Source organism: Bordetella flabilis, from assembly GCF_001676725.1.
Lineage (GTDB): Bacteria > Pseudomonadota > Gammaproteobacteria > Burkholderiales > Burkholderiaceae_B > Bordetella_C > Bordetella_C flabilis.
The window spans coordinates 2,649,615-2,663,721 of record NZ_CP016172.1 but is presented as its reverse complement, the minus strand read 5'-3'; the positions used below and the strand labels follow the sequence as shown (position 1 = coordinate 2,663,721).

The following is a 14,107-nucleotide window of genomic DNA, read 5'->3' as shown; positions in this document are numbered from 1 at the left end:
CACAGAGGCTCTAGGCAATGGTTGAACGCCGTCCCTGGCTGGATGTCCTGGCCCACGTCATCCTGCTCTGCGGGGTGGCCGTGGTGGCCTTCCCGCTTTATGTCACCTTCGTGGCTTCCACCCAGACGGCACAGGAAGTGGCCAATGCGCCGATGTCCCTGCTTCCCGGGTCCCATTTCGTCGACAACTACCTGCAGGCCCTGTTCGCGGGGTCCGGCGGCGGCTCCAGCGGGCCGCCGGTGGGCCGCATGCTGTGGGTCAGCCTGGTCATGGCCCTGGCCATTTCGATCGGCAAGATCGTCATCTCCCTGCTGTCGGCGTTCGCGGTGGTGTACTTCCGCTTCCGCGGCCGCATGTTCTTCTTCTGGATGATCTTCGTCACGCTGATGCTGCCGGTGGAAGTCCGTATCGCACCCACCTACAAGGTTGTTGCGGACCTGGGCCTGCTCAACAGCTATGCAGGCTTGACGCTGCCGCTGATCGCCTCGGCCACGGCGACCTTCCTGTTCCGCCAGTTCTTCCTGACGGTGCCGGACGAACTGGTGGAAGCCGCGCGCATCGATGGCGCCGGCCCCATGCGCTTTTTTCGCGACGTGCTGCTGCCCCTGTCGCGCACCAGCATCGCCGCGCTGTTCGTGATCCAGTTCATCTACGGCTGGAACCAGTACCTGTGGCCGCTGCTGATCACCACGCAGGAAGACATGTACCCCATCGTGATCGGCATCAAGCGCATGGTCAGCGGCGGCGACAGCGTCACCGAATGGAATATCACCATGGCCACGGCCATGCTCGCGATGATCCCGCCCGCGCTGGTCGTCATCCTGATGCAGAAGTGGTTCGTCAAAGGCCTCGTGGACAGCGAAAAGTAATCGCTGCCGCAACTCACCGACTCTCCGTATGGCTACCCTGAGCTTTCGCAACGTCAAGAAAACCTACGCCGGCAATATTCCCGTCATCCACGGCATAGACGTGGATATCGCGGATGGCGAGTTCGTCGTCATCGTCGGACCGTCGGGCTGCGGCAAGTCCACGCTGATGCGCATGGTCGCCGGCCTCGAAAGCATTACCAGCGGCGAGATCGCGATCGACGGACGCACGGTCAACAACCTCGAGCCGGCCGAGCGCGATATCGCGATGGTGTTCCAGAACTACGCCCTGTATCCGCACATGAGCGTGTTCCAGAACATGGCCTACGGGTTGAAGATCCGCAAGATGTCGAAGGACGAGATCCGCAAGCGCGTCGAGGCCGCCGCGCAGATCCTGGAACTGGGTCCGCTGCTGGAACGGCGCCCACGCCAGTTGTCCGGCGGCCAGCGCCAGCGCGTGGCGATGGGACGCGCCATCGTGCGGGAGCCCAAGGTGTTCCTGTTCGATGAACCGCTGTCGAACCTTGATGCGAAGCTGCGCGTGGCGATGCGCCTGGAATTGCTGAAGCTGCACCGGCGCCTGGGCACGACCAGCCTCTACGTGACGCACGACCAGGTGGAAGCGATGACCCTCGCGCACCGCATGATCGTCATGAACAAGGGCATACCGGAACAGATCGGCACCCCCATGGAAGTATTCGAGCGGCCGGCATCGACCTTCGTGGCCAGCTTCATCGGCTCGCCTCCCATGAACCTGGTGACCGTGAATGTGCAGGGAGACGGCACGCTCAAGACGGCGGGCGGCTTCGACCTGGCCATCGCGCCAACCGAAGTTCCGTCGGCGGTGCGCGGCCGCAGCCTGGTCATGGGCATCCGCCCCGAGCACATGGTGCTGAACGCCCCGGGCGCGCGCATGGAAGTCGAAATGGTGGAAACACTGGGTTCGGAACAACTGGTGCACGGTCGCTGCGGAGATGCGGAGCTGGTCGTGCGCTGTGCCACCCGGCAGTTGCAGGAAGCCACCGTCAAGCCGGGCGACCAGCTGAACGTCGGCCCGGACGGCCGCCATCCGCTGCACTGGTTCGAGGCGGACAGCGGCAAGCGTGTCCAGGGAACCTGAGCGTCGGACCCTGCCGGGCCCGGCCGGTCAGGCCACCCTGTTCTTCACGCCGCCTGGTCTTCCCTGCGTGTAGCGGTCGCCTCGGCGCCCCAGGCATCGCGGTGCACGGACAACGACAGCTCGCGATCCCGGGCGATGGATTTTTCCAGCGTCTCCTGCGCACGCCGGGCCACCGTGATGCGATAGCCGTCGTCCTCGAAACGAGGCGCGGTTTCTTCCAGCATATCGATGTTGTTGCGGCGAAACGCGTCCGCGACTTCCTTGGCCTCGTACGCCCCCATGCCCAGGGCTTCCAGCGCCTGCCGTCCGGCACGCAGCGAAGACTCGAACATTTCGCGCTCCACCACGTCCACCCCTCGCTTGCGCAACTGGTAGTAGTGCACCGCATCACGCGCCCGCGCCACCACGCGCAGGTGGGGAAAGTCGCGCCGTACCAGGTCCACCAGCCGCAGGTTGTCCGGCACGCTGTCGATCGCATTCAACAGCACTTCGGCGCGCGCCGCGCCCGCCGTCTCCAGCAGGTCGGCGCGCGTGGCGTCGCCATAGAAGACCTTGGCGCCGAACCGGCGCAGCGTATCGACGTTGTCGGGGTCGTGATCCAGCACGACCACCTTGACGCCGTTCGCCAGCAGCAGGCGGCCGGCGATTTGCCCGAAGCGGCCGAAGCCGGCGATGATGACGCGCGCACCGTCGTCCTCGATGCGATCATCGGCGCGCGTGCTGCGCGGACGGCGCCGGTCGACGGCGTCGAGTATGGCCAGGATGATGGGCGTGGCGCCCATCGACAAGGCCACGACCAGGGTAAGGACCCGTGCCCAGTCCTCCGGCAGTACATCGGCCGAGCGCGCCGTGGCGAACACCACGAACGCGAATTCGCTGCCCTGCCCCAGCAAGGTGGCGAACAGCAGGCAACGGCCACGCTGCGCGCCGAATATCCGGCCCAGGGCATACAGCAGCAGGAACTTCAGCGCCAGGAAGCCGGCCAGCAGGCCAAGGACCAACAAGGGGCGCCCCAGCAAGGTGCCGAAGTCCACCGACATCCCCACGCCCATGAAGAACAGGCCCAGCAACAGGCCCTTGAACGGCTGGATATCGCTCTCCAGGGCATGGCGATACTCCGAGCTGGCGAGCAGGACGCCGGCCAGGAAGGCGCCCATGGCCATCGACAGCCCGGCGTGTTCGATGATTTCGCCTACGCCGATCACGAGCAGCAAGGCTACAGCGCTGAAGACCTCCCGCAGACCCGAGCGCGCGACGAAGCGCAGCAAGGGACGGGCAAGGTAGCGGCCCATGACTACGGCCGCCCCCAACGCGGCGACGATCTTCAGCGCGGCCATTCCGATGGAGTCTCCGCCGTCCCCTGCCTCGCCGACCGCCAGCAGCGGGATCAGGGCGACCAGCGGAATGGCCGCCAGGTCCTGGAACAGCAGCAAGGAAAACGCGCGCTCGCCCAGTACGGTCTGCAGCAGCCCGCGTTCGCTCATTGCCTGCATGGCCACGGCGGTGGATGACAAGGCCAGGGTCAGGCCGACGAGCGCCGCCAGCGGCCAGGCCATGCCCAGCCATGCCATCAAGCCGGCCAGCGCCGCCCCGCACAACCCCATCTGCAGGATGCCGCCGCCGAAGACAGGCACCCGCATGCGCCACAGGCGGCGCGGGTCCAGCTCCAGCCCGATCAGGAACAGCATCAGCACCACACCGATCTCGGCGAACTCCAGGATCTGCCCGGGGTCGGCGACCAGGGCCAGCCCCCAGGGCCCGATGACGCAGCCGGCCACCAGGTAACCCAGGACGGACCCCATGCGAGCCCGCATGGCCAACGGGACGAAGATCACCGCGGCGGCCAGGTAGACCAGTACCTGCAGCAAAAGCGCGTTATCCATGCGCGGTCTCCATCACGGCGGGCGCGGCCGACCCGGGCACGGTCCCCTCGACGTAAGGGGCAAGCCGCTCGCGATACCGCGCCGCCGCGATGTCCAGGCGTTCGGCATCCAGCGTGGCCGCCCCGTGCAGCGCGTAGGGCGGCTGCCAGCGCATGCCGCACAGTTCCGCCGCGCTGCGCAGGGGCTGTCCGAGCACGCCGAGATCGGTATCGGTGCAGCGCGTGAAATCGTCCGCGGCGCCGCCCGTGGTCACCGCCCACAGCACGGCCTTGCCGCGCAACGCATCGCCACCCTGTCCGTAGGCCCACCCGTGCTGCAGCACCTTGTCCATCCATAAGCCGAACAAAGGCGGCGTGCCGTACCAGTGCATCGGGTGCTGCCATACGACCAGGCTGGCCGGCCGCAGCGCGGCCTGTTCCGCGGCCGCATCGATATGGAAGTCGGGGTAGAGATCGTAAAGCGATCGCACTTGTACGGGCATGTCGCCCACGGCATCCAGCATGGCCCGATTCGCGCGTGAATACCGCGGATAGGGATGGGCGTATACGATAAGGATCATGAAGGTATCCTGCGGTGTGGCAATGTCGCGTTCAACGGGATGTTAGCCGTGCACGGGACGTTTCGGGAGCAAAGCATAATGGAACCGGTAGATCTCATTGGTGCGCCGACCGATGTCGGCGCCAGCATCCGCGGCGCGTCGATGGGGCCGGAGGCCTTGCGGGTCGCCGGCTTGCAGGCGGCGCTCGAAAGGCATGGACTCACCGTGTCGGACGCCGCCAATCTATCCGGGCCGCCCAATCCCTCCCACCCTGCCCGCGACGGCTTTCGGCATCTGGACGAAGTCGTCCAATGGAACCGCGCGGTCTACGAAGCCGTCCTCGGTTCCCGGCGCGCGAACCGCTTCCCTGTGCTGATGGGCGGCGATCATTGCCTGGCCATCGGTTCCATCACGGCCGTGGCGCAGCACTGCCGGGAAGCCGGCAAGCGCCTGATGGTGCTGTGGCTCGACGCGCACGCCGATGCGAACACCCATGCGATCACCCCGACCGGCAACATCCATGGGATGCCGGTGGCCTGCCTGTGCGGTGACGGTCCCTCCGCCCTCACCCGGCTGGGAGACGCCTTTCCCGCGGTCGCCGATCCGTCCAACATCCGGCAGATCGGCATCCGCAGCGTCGATGCCGAAGAAAAACGTCAATTGCGCGCGATCGGCCTCAAAGTCTTCGACATGCGCTACATCGACGAAAACGGCATGCGACAGACCATGGAGCAAGCCCTGGCGGGCCTGGGCGATGACACCCACCTGCATGTGAGCTTCGACGCGGATTTCCTGGATTCCGTTGTCGCCCCCGGCGTGGGCACGCCGGTACTGGGCGGGCCGACGTACCGCGAAGCGCAATTGTGCATGGAGATGATCGCCGACACCGGGCGCCTGGGTTCGCTGGACCTCATGGAGCTCAACCCGGCCCGGGACGTCCGCAACCAGACCGCCGAAGTGGTGGTCGACCTGGTGGAAAGCCTCTTCGGCAAGTCCACCCTGCTGCGCCCCTGAGGGCCGGCTGACCCGGCGGCCGGCCGGGCTGCCTGCCGCGCGCCGGCCCCGGCGGCTGCAGCCCGTGGCGGCGTTGGTCCCGATCGCACCACCCGTTCGCCTTCGTTGGCTCGCTGCCGCAGACAGCCGATCGAAGGTCGGCGCCGCCTGAACGAAAGGCGGCCGAAGGCCTTGCGCACCAATTGTGGAGCCTTGCCCAGGCCGCGCGTGGTTTTACCGGAAAGATTTGCAATAATTGCGCGACGCCCAGCCGGCGGCGATGCAAGATCGCGGACATCGCGGCCGGGTGCGGGCGCCACCCATCCACACCAACTTGAGAAGAAAACGATGAACCGACACGACGATATGGCCAAGCTGATCCTGCGGCTGGCCCTGGGCATCCTGATTCTGTTGCATGGCATCTTCAAAATGACGCATGGCGCCGGCGGCATCGTGAACGTGGTGAGCCAGCATGGCCTGCCCGGCTTTCTGGGCTATTTCGTCTATGTCGGCGAAGTGGTCGCGCCCATCCTCATCATCGCCGGCATCTTTACCCGCCTGGGCGGACTGATTGTCGCCATCAATATGGTGGTCGCCATCCTGCTGGCGCATCGCGGCCAGCTCTTCATGCTGAACGCGCAAGGGGGCTGGCAACTGGAATTGCAAGGCATGTTTCTGTTTGCGGCAATCGCGGTTGCGCTGCTGGGCGCGGGCCGCTTCAGTGTCGGCGGCGCCAGCGGCCGCATGAACTGAATTGCCTCGCCTGCCGGCGTAGGAATTCGTAACCCGGCAGGCATTTCAAAACGATTTCAAGGAGCCCTGTCCATCGACTGCATGCCTACACTGAAGCCGTGCACCGTATCGCGGCTGCATCAAGGAGTCAGGCATGAAGAAGCTCATCGCGGTCTTGGCAGTCACCAGTACGCTTAGCGGCTGCATCGTGGTACCGGCGCGCCCGGCCCACTACCGGCCGGCGCCGGTCTATTACTACCCCGCCGCGCCTCACTATTACTACGGCTACTGAAGGGTGCACGGCTGATGGGGAGGTTCCATGGATACCGCTTATTCTCCGCGCATCGGGCGCCTGGCGGCCGGGGCGGTGCTGTTGACCGCCGTCATGTCAGGCATGACGACGCCGCGCGCGCAGACCGCTTACCCTCAATCCTTGCCGGCCGTCGGCCACGATGGCGGACTGCCATATTCCACCGCAACGGGCTCCGGGAACGCGCCGGAGCAGTCGCCCGACCCATCCGGGCTGGATCCCTCCCAGCCGCAATACGCGGCATCGCCGGACCCGGACGCCGGGATACCACCCGTCCCATCTGACGGCGCGGACCCGGCTTCGGCGCAGGACGGGCAGGCGCCCCTGGCCGCCGACGGCCCGGATCCCGCCGACGCGAATCTGGCGCCTGTCGCCGTCTCGGCCGAACCGCCCCCTCCGATTCCGGTATACGCGCAGCCCGCGGCGCCAGGCGATGGCTACATCTGGATTCCGGGGTACTGGGCGCGCAACGCATACGGCTTCTATTGGGTGCCCGGGACCTGGGTCCTCGCGCCGTATGTCGGCGCCTTGTGGACTCCCGGCTACTGGTCGTACGCCGGCAGCGGGTATCGCTGGTCCCCCGGCTATTGGGGACCGCACATCGGTTACTACGGCGGCATCGACTATGGCTTCGGTTATATCGGCATCGGGTATCTCGGCGGCTATTGGAAGGACCGGCACTTCTACTACAACCGCGCCATCACGCGCGTGGATCCCGGTCGTGTGCGCTATGTCTACCACCACCCGAGGAACGTGGAGCACCGTCACGGGCCGCGCGTCAGCTACCACGGCGGTCCGGGAGGCCTGCGCAGGGGACCCGACGCCCGCGAACGGGCCGCGCAACGCGAGCGGCACGTCCCGCCCTTGCGGGCGCAGACCGAGCTGGACCGCCAGGCCGGCCGCCAGCGCGAACAGTTCATGTCCGTGAATCGCGGCCGCCCCGTGCATGCGGCCTTTGCCCATCCCGCGGGTAGCCCCGACGCGTGGCGCGCACCAATTCGTGGCGCAGGACGCTCCGGCGAGGGATTCGACAGGCATGAGCGGCCGGATGGCGCCTGGCCGGGCCGCGGCGGCCAACTGCAGCACATGCGAACGCAACGCCGCGAGCTGGAGCAGCAACGGGAAAGCCAGGAGCGGCTGGCCTCGACGCAACGCCAGCAGATGCACGAGCGTTTGGACCGCCCGCGAAGCGACATCCCGCGCAGGCTGCAGCAGGGCGATCCGCAGTTCCAGGCGCAAGCCCAGACGCCGCGCCTGCCCCTGACTTCTCCTTCGCAGGCGGCTCAGCCGCAGCGTCAACAGCAGTTCCAGCAACAACTCCAGCAACAGCAGTTGCGCCAGCAGCAGCAGTTGCAGCAGCAGCAACTGCAGCGCAATCTGGACCAGCAACAGTACCAGCAGCGATCCTTGCAGCCGCCCCGGGCGCCCGTGGTGCCGCAGACCCAGTTCCAACAGCAATTGCGGCAACAGCAGTTGCAGCAGCAACAGCAGCAGCTCCAGCAGCAGCAATCCGAGCAGCAGCAGCGGCTCCAGCAACAGCAGTTCCAGCAACGCCAGCAGCAGGAGTCCCAGCAAAGACAACTGCAGCAGCGCCAGCAGTTCCAGCAGCAACAGCAGCAGCAATTCCAGCAACGCCAGCAATTCCAGCAGCAACAACAGCAGCAATACCAGCAGCGCCAGCAATTCCAGCAGCAACAACAGCAGCAATACCAGCAGCGCCAGCAATTCCAACGGCAACAGCAGCAGCAGTACCAGCAACGCCAGCAATTCCAGCAACAACAGCAGCGCCAGCAGCAGTTCCAACGCCAGCAATCGCAGTACCAGCAGCGGCAGCAATTCCAGCAGCAACAGGTCCGACAGCAGCCGATGGGCCCGCAACAGATGCGGCAACCGCAGATATGGCAACAGCGTCCGGCGCAGCAGCGCCAGATCGAACAACAGCACCATCAGGCGCAACGCCAGGTGGCGCGTGAACATCAGGCCCGGCAGCAACAAGTCCGGCAGATGCAGGTGCAACGCCAGCAGGTGCAGCAGCGCCAGGTCCAGGACCGCCAACGCGGCCAGCGCGGGCCCATACGGGAAGCACAGCGTTAAGCGCGCTCCGCCGCCGGGCTTGCATCTCCCGGCATGCGCGGAGTGCGCAACCTCACACCATCGAAAGGCCCGGCGGCGGCCAGCGCACGCCCTGACGTCATGCAGGGTGCCTTCGCCGCCCGCTTCATCACCACGGCAGTCGGATGGTCCGCAGCAGCCCACGGGACGGAATAAAGCCGCGGGTGAGCCGTTTTACTGGCATGCGGCGGCGATCGGCCGTCAGCGCGACCAAGCGTCCCGATAAGCCATGGAGCTGGCCCGGCGTTGCCGCCGTGCGCGAGCCGCGTGCGGCCGACGGTGGACGCGAACGACAGGAGTGCAGCATGGCCAATCGTATCCACCAATCCGTCGATTCAACCGATCCCGGCTCGCCAGGACCGCGGGCGATCCAGGACGGCTATGCCGGACTGCTGCGCAGCGCGCGGCAGCCGCCGATACAGCCAGCCCACGCCACGTCCGCCGCAGCCCTCGCATCGGCGCTCGCGCATGTCCCAGCCGTGAGCAACGACAGGTCGCCAGGCGACGCGCCGGCGCCTTTCGTAATGGGCGTCCTGGCCGACCTTTCCGGGCAGCCCGGGGATCCTCTGCCACCCGTCGCGGACCGTCCTTTCCTGCCCATCGGCATCCACGATTTCGACGACCGCCTGAGGCAAGTGCGGCCCCGGGTCGCCATGAGCGTTCCCAACGCCTTGACCGGACACGGCCGCCTGAGCGTGGACCTTACATTCCAGTGCCTGGAGGATTTCGGTCCGGACGCGATCGCCCGCAACGTGCCGCCGCTGGCCAAGCTGCTGCACGCCCGCCGGGCACTGAGCGCCGTGATGCCGCCGACCCGTGGCCCCGTGGACGACGGCGTGGCGGCCAGGACGCGCAATGTCGTGGTCCAGGCGCTGGACACGCTGTCGGCGCACGCGCTCGGGCCAGTTGCCGGCGTATCGGAAGACATGCACAGGACCGCCCAGGCCCTCATCGCACGTATCGACAGCCTGCTCAACCGTCAGGTCAACGCCATACTGCATGCCGCGGCGTTCCAGCAGCTGGAAGGCAGTTGGCGCGGGCTGCACTGGCTGGTTACGCATACCGCCGACGATCGCGGCCTCGCGCTGCGTGTGATGAATCTGTCCAAGGCGGAATTCCATCGCAGCCTGCACCGCTATGCGGAAAGTTCTTGGGACCGGAGCCCGGTATTCTGCAAGCTCGCCCTCGGTGAAGGTCCCTCGCTGGGTCGGCCCTTCGGCGCCCTGGTGGCCGACTACTATTTCGACCACAGCGACCCCGACGTGGCACTGCTGACGCAGATCGCGCGGATGTCCGCCGCGTCGTACACCCCCTTCATTACCGGCGTCGACTCCGCCGTCATGTTGATGGGCTCGTGGCGCGAACTGCAAGGCCGGCGCGATCTCTCGAAATCGCTGGAGACCGGCCAACATGCGGCGTGGCAGGCTTTGCGCGACCTGGATGCGTCGCGCTATATCGGCCTGGCCATGCCTCGCTTCGCCGCGCGCCCGCCGTATGGCGCGCAGGGGCAGCAGGTGGAGGCATTCCCCTTCGAGGAGGAACTGAGCGCATCCGACCTGAGCCACTACACCTGGGCGAATGCCGCGTATGCCATGGCGGCGAATATGAACCGCGCCTTCCATTACTACGACTGGTGCCTGCGCGCGCGCGACGCCGAACTCGGCATGGCCGCCACGCCGATGGCGCCGACCGCCATCGTGGATACCGGCGACGGCCAGGCCGCTGCCTATCCGACCGAAGCGATCATCGGCGACCACCAGGAGGCGGAATTGACCCGAGGCGGCCTGATGCCGCTCGTCGGGCATGCGCGGCACGATGTCGCCGGCATCATCGCCGCCCCATCGTTCAACCGTCCCGCCGTGCGCGCCTCCGGAGACGCCGCGGCCCAGGCGCACCTATCGTCCCGGCTGCCCTATCTGTACGCATGCTGCCGCATCGCTTTCCAGATGAAGCGCGACGCGACCTCGCGTGCCTCGCCCCCGTCCGCATCCGCCACCGGCGTCTCGGCCACGCCCCTGCCCGTCGCGGCCGCGCCTGCGAATGCGTTGCCCCCGGGCCAGCGCGCGGACGACACGACACCGCTGCTGCTGCGCGCCATGCAACATGGCGCCATCGCCTGGCCCTGATCGCGCCGCGACCCGGCTACTCGCGGCCCCGCCGCCCATTTCCGACTGCGCCGACGCGCCCACCAAAGGAACCCCTCCATGCCTGTCCGACGTCCCCGCGCCGCTCGGCCTATCGCCGCCGCGCTGGCCGGCACCGCGCTATTGGTTGCGCGGGCGCCATCGGCCTCCCCCATCGATCCGCCCACCGGCACGCCGGTGCTGACCCTCACCGCGGTGGGCTACCAGGCGTACTCGTGCGAGTACGACGCGTCCCGCCGGCTGCAATGGCAATACATCGCCCCGCATGCCCGCTTGTATGACGCGAACGGCCGCCCCCTGGTCGAACATGGCCCCGGGCCTACGTGGCGAGCCAGCGATGGCAGTGGCATCACGGGCCGCGTCATCGGACAGATCCCGAGCGAAGCACCGCGCAGCGTACCGCAGCTGCTATTGGCCAGTACCAGTGTCGCGGGGCCGGGAATGCTGGCCGCCGTGCGGTATGTGCAGCGGGTCGGAACGGTGGGCGGGGCCGCGCCGGAGGCGGCCTGCGCGACAGAACATCAATCCGCTGAGTCGCCCTATATGGCCCAGTACGTGTTCCTGCGGTAACGCGATGGTGGGCGCGCTACATGCCGTACCGGGTGGTACGCGGTACGGGACCGTGGTGCCATAATGGCCAAACCGATACGCCCCCGTGCCGGCATCCGCCGGGCGCCATCCTTACGCCGCCGCAGAGGTCACCATGAAAACCCCCGCCACCTTGTCCCTGGCGCTCGCGCTGTGCGCCGCACCGGCCGCATGGGGCGCGCTGCCCGTCGGCGCCACGGCGCCCGATTTCTCCACCCAGGCGGCGTTGGACGGCAAGCCGTTCACCTTTGAGCTGGCGCGCGCCCTGCGCGACGGCCCGGTCGTGCTGTACTTCTATCCCGCGGCATTCACCAAGGGATGCACGATCGAGGCGCACAATTTTGCCGAGGCGACGGAGCAGTACCGCGACCTGGGCGCCCGGGTGATCGGCGTTTCCGCCGATGACATCGACGTGCTTCAGCGCTTTTCGGTCAGCGCATGCCAGAGCAAGTTCGCCGTGGCGGCGGACGCCGACCAGCGCATCATGCGCGCGTATGACGCCGTGCACGACCGCAACCCGGCGTATGCGCAGCGCGTTTCCTACGTGATCGTGCCGCCCGGCCGGGTAATCTACGCGTACACGGATAGCGATCCGGAGCATCACGTCACCAACACCCTGGACGCATTGCGCGCCTGGCGCCAGCAGAACCCGCAACGCTGATCCCCCTGGTGCGGCGCTTCGCGCGACGGACCGCCCTAGCCAGGCAGGATTTCGCGCAGGACGTCCGCGGGACGGCAAAGCCGTGTGCCGATGGGCGTGATGACGAAGGGCCGGTTGATCAGGATCGGATTGTCGATCATCGCATCGAGCAACTGCTCGTCGGTGACGTCGGCGGCATCGAGTCCCAACTCCTCGTAAAGCGGCTCCTTGGTGCGGACCGCCTCGCGAACGGTCAGACCGGCCTGGGCGATCAATGCCTGCAAGGTCGAGCGCGATGGCGGCGTCTTCAGGTATTCGATAACGGTCGGCGACATGCCGGCTTCGACGAGATGTTCCAGCACGGTGCGGGAGGTGCCGCACCGTGGGTTGTGATAGATGGTGGTGGACATGGTGGCACCTGGACCGATGACGTCCCGAGAGGGGCACGGGATGAAAAGTCTACCGGAAAAGCCCAGCGGCCCGGGGCCTGGGTTAGCGTGCGCGGCGGCGACGAGGTGCTAACTGAACGGCCACACGGTGGGATTGGTGCCGGGCGGTACCGAAGGCCGGATCCACTTCGGGGCCGTGGCGGAGAACCGGGCGGCATGGCGCACCGCGACCAGCCTGCCGAAACCCGATTCGGTTTCTTCCAGGTAGCCGTCCAGCGCCGGTAATGGGCAGGCAAGGCCGTTCGGTACGCGGGGCAGCCCGCGCAGCCAGCGCGCGGTCTGCGCCAGCGACACCCGCACGTGCCAACTGCCGCCCTCCACCGCCTGGCGCGCCAGCGCGGCCTGTGCGCCAAACGCCATCAGGTAACCGCTCGCGTAGTCCAGTATCTGGACTGGCATGGGGCGCGGCGCTTCCTGGCGCGCGGCCTGCGATTCGGCATGATTGAAGCCGGACGCGGTCTGTACCAGCGAATCGAAGCCTCGGCGCGTCGCCCAGGGACCGACATGGCCGTAGGCGGACAGGGAAACGTAGACGATGCCGGGACGGATACGCGCCGCGTCCTGCGGACCGAAACCCAGGGCGTCCAGGGCTCCGGGCCGGTAGCCCTGCACGAGAATATGCGCGCTGCGCAACAGGTTGCCGAGCGTGATACGGCCGGTGGCCGTATCCAAGTCCGCGTGCACGGAGAGCTTGCCGCGGCTGGTCTCCGCGATGGCGGCGATATTCGGCAGATTCGGAGAATTCAACAGCATGACGTCGGCGCCGTAGGCGGCCAGCGTGCGGCCGCAGACCGGCCCGGCCAGGATACGCGTGAGATCCAGCACGCGTATGTCCTTGAGCGGCCGGGGGTCATGCCCGTAACGCGGCAAGGGCCGCGACGGCGCATCGCCGATACGTTCGATGCTTACCAGCGGCAACTGCGACACGGCGATGCCCTGGGGATGGCGGTCCCATTCGTCGAAGCTGCGCAGGGCCGCGACAACCAGCCCCGCGTCCGCGGCGGCCTGCTCGAATTCCAGCGCGCTCCAACGCGACAGCGCCCGTTCCACGGCATCGCGATTCACCGTGGCGCCGGTGGGACAGCCCAGGAGAGACAAAGCGCCATCGCGATGATGCGCGAAGTTGGCGTGTATGCGGACCCAGTTGCCATCGCCGCAGCGGTAGACGCCGGTGATCTTGTCCCAGAGATTGGGCTGCACGCCGTCAAGGGTGAAATAGCCGCGCGTTTCCTGAGCCGCGTGGCGCATGTCGACGGACACGCGCTGGCGCTTGCCACCGCGCAGATGCCAGATTTCCGCGGCAGCCAGCGCAGCCGCGGCGATGCTGCACTGGGCCGCCATGCCGACGGCGAACGACGAAGGGAGGACGGGATCGGTGCCGGGCAGATCGACGTAGCCCAAGGCCTCGTCCGGCATTTCCGCCATCTGCCATAAAGCGGTCAGCGCGCCGTGCGCCGATTTCCGGCTGGAGGTAACCCCTCTGAAGAAGGGCGGACGAAGATCCATCAAATATCCCATTGCGACAGGCCGTGCTTATCCCAGCGCATTACAAATCCCGGGCCACAGAGGCGTCAACATGGTACGGCGTGCCCCGTGTTTCACGGTTTGACCGCAAGGCATACAAATGCACTGCAACAGCGGGGTACCGCTGCCCCAAGGGGTCACGCTGCGGTCACATCTGTTTTCGATTTGTGGCTCAAACCTACGCCAGCAGCGCCTCGGCTGTGACGCG

13 protein-coding genes are annotated in these 14,107 nt (G+C 67.0%); 9 read left to right on the top strand and 4 right to left on the bottom strand.

The window, feature by feature from the left end:
• The first annotated feature begins 17 nt into the window (after positions 1-17).
• Positions 18-869, top strand: a complete 852-nt coding sequence (ugpE, locus tag BAU07_RS11655; RefSeq protein ID WP_066657630.1) for a sn-glycerol-3-phosphate ABC transporter permease UgpE — start codon at positions 18-20, stop codon at positions 867-869.
• A gap of 28 nt (positions 870-897) precedes the next feature.
• The gene (locus BAU07_RS11650) at positions 898-1,986 is read left to right on the top strand and encodes a sn-glycerol-3-phosphate import ATP-binding protein UgpC (protein ID WP_066657627.1); all 1,089 of its coding nucleotides are present in this window, start codon (positions 898-900) and stop codon (positions 1,984-1,986) included.
• A 44-nt stretch (positions 1,987-2,030) separates the two neighbouring features.
• Here BAU07_RS11650 and kefC read toward each other — a convergent pair whose 3' ends face one another.
• Together kefC and kefF are read right to left on the bottom strand one after the other, a co-directional pair.
• A complete protein-coding gene (gene kefC / locus BAU07_RS11645) occupies positions 2,031-3,869 on the bottom strand; it encodes a glutathione-regulated potassium-efflux system protein KefC (RefSeq protein WP_066657624.1) in 1,839 nt (612 codons plus the stop codon).
• The gene (kefF, locus tag BAU07_RS11640; RefSeq protein WP_066657615.1) at positions 3,862-4,428 is read right to left on the bottom strand and encodes a glutathione-regulated potassium-efflux system oxidoreductase KefF; all 567 of its coding nucleotides are present in this window, start codon (positions 4,426-4,428) and stop codon (positions 3,862-3,864) included. The genes kefC and kefF overlap by 8 nt, the downstream gene beginning before the upstream one ends.
• A gap of 78 nt (positions 4,429-4,506) precedes the next feature.
• Here kefF and rocF point away from each other — a divergent pair, with 78 nt between their 5' ends.
• The 7 genes from rocF to BAU07_RS11610 all read left to right on the top strand — a co-directional run bounded on the left by rocF (position 4,507) and on the right by BAU07_RS11610 (position 11,947).
• On the top strand, positions 4,507-5,421 hold the full coding sequence (gene rocF, locus BAU07_RS11635) for an arginase (RefSeq protein WP_066657607.1): 915 nt from the start codon (positions 4,507-4,509) through the stop codon (positions 5,419-5,421).
• A 327-nt stretch (positions 5,422-5,748) separates the two neighbouring features.
• Complete coding sequence (locus tag BAU07_RS11630) at positions 5,749-6,153, top strand: DoxX family protein (RefSeq protein WP_066657604.1); 405 nt, start codon at positions 5,749-5,751, stop codon at positions 6,151-6,153.
• Between the two features lie 133 nt (positions 6,154-6,286).
• Positions 6,287-6,424 (top strand): hypothetical protein, encoded by a 138-nt coding sequence (locus tag BAU07_RS27375; RefSeq protein ID WP_198168901.1) that lies wholly within the window; start codon positions 6,287-6,289, stop codon positions 6,422-6,424.
• A 27-nt stretch (positions 6,425-6,451) separates the two neighbouring features.
• Positions 6,452-8,536, top strand: coding sequence for a YXWGXW repeat-containing protein (locus tag BAU07_RS27535; protein WP_232338290.1), 2,085 nt, complete (start codon positions 6,452-6,454; stop codon positions 8,534-8,536).
• 323 nt (positions 8,537-8,859) lie between these two features.
• Complete coding sequence (gene tssC, locus BAU07_RS11620) at positions 8,860-10,680, top strand: type VI secretion system contractile sheath large subunit (protein ID WP_066657601.1); 1,821 nt, start codon at positions 8,860-8,862, stop codon at positions 10,678-10,680.
• 78 nt (positions 10,681-10,758) lie between these two features.
• Positions 10,759-11,268, top strand: a complete 510-nt coding sequence (locus BAU07_RS11615) for a DUF3455 domain-containing protein (protein ID WP_066657598.1) — start codon at positions 10,759-10,761, stop codon at positions 11,266-11,268.
• Between the two features lie 133 nt (positions 11,269-11,401).
• The gene (locus BAU07_RS11610) at positions 11,402-11,947 is read left to right on the top strand and encodes a peroxiredoxin (protein ID WP_066657595.1); all 546 of its coding nucleotides are present in this window, start codon (positions 11,402-11,404) and stop codon (positions 11,945-11,947) included.
• Positions 11,948-11,982: 35 nt separating this feature from the next.
• On the opposite strand, the gene arsC is transcribed toward BAU07_RS11610, so the two are convergent.
• Together arsC and BAU07_RS11600 are read right to left on the bottom strand one after the other, a co-directional pair.
• Positions 11,983-12,336 (bottom strand): arsenate reductase (glutaredoxin), encoded by a 354-nt coding sequence (gene arsC / locus BAU07_RS11605; protein ID WP_066657585.1) that lies wholly within the window; start codon positions 12,334-12,336, stop codon positions 11,983-11,985.
• Between the two features lie 108 nt (positions 12,337-12,444).
• Positions 12,445-13,893, bottom strand: a complete 1,449-nt coding sequence (locus BAU07_RS11600) for a CoA transferase (RefSeq protein WP_066657582.1) — start codon at positions 13,891-13,893, stop codon at positions 12,445-12,447.
• Positions 13,894-14,107: the final 214 nt, after the last annotated feature.

Bases quoted from the DNA above. Each gene is read 5' to 3' on its own strand.
- ugpE (WP_066657630.1), top strand. From the start codon at position 18: ATGGTTGAACGCCGTCCCTGGCTGGATGTCCTGGCCCACGTCATCCTG.
- BAU07_RS11650 (WP_066657627.1), top strand. From the start codon at position 898: ATGGCTACCCTGAGCTTTCGCAACGTCAAGAAAACCTACGCCGGCAAT.
- kefC (WP_066657624.1), bottom strand. From the start codon at position 3,869: ATGGATAACGCGCTTTTGCTGCAGGTACTGGTCTACCTGGCCGCCGCG.
- kefF (WP_066657615.1), bottom strand. From the start codon at position 4,428: ATGATCCTTATCGTATACGCCCATCCCTATCCGCGGTATTCACGCGCG.
- rocF (WP_066657607.1), top strand. From the start codon at position 4,507: ATGGAACCGGTAGATCTCATTGGTGCGCCGACCGATGTCGGCGCCAGC.
- BAU07_RS11630 (WP_066657604.1), top strand. From the start codon at position 5,749: ATGAACCGACACGACGATATGGCCAAGCTGATCCTGCGGCTGGCCCTG.
- BAU07_RS27375 (WP_198168901.1), top strand. From the start codon at position 6,287: ATGAAGAAGCTCATCGCGGTCTTGGCAGTCACCAGTACGCTTAGCGGC.
- BAU07_RS27535 (WP_232338290.1), top strand. From the start codon at position 6,452: ATGGATACCGCTTATTCTCCGCGCATCGGGCGCCTGGCGGCCGGGGCG.
- tssC (WP_066657601.1), top strand. From the start codon at position 8,860: ATGGCCAATCGTATCCACCAATCCGTCGATTCAACCGATCCCGGCTCG.
- BAU07_RS11615 (WP_066657598.1), top strand. From the start codon at position 10,759: ATGCCTGTCCGACGTCCCCGCGCCGCTCGGCCTATCGCCGCCGCGCTG.
- BAU07_RS11610 (WP_066657595.1), top strand. From the start codon at position 11,402: ATGAAAACCCCCGCCACCTTGTCCCTGGCGCTCGCGCTGTGCGCCGCA.
- arsC (WP_066657585.1), bottom strand. From the start codon at position 12,336: ATGTCCACCACCATCTATCACAACCCACGGTGCGGCACCTCCCGCACC.
- BAU07_RS11600 (WP_066657582.1), bottom strand. From the start codon at position 13,893: ATGGGATATTTGATGGATCTTCGTCCGCCCTTCTTCAGAGGGGTTACC.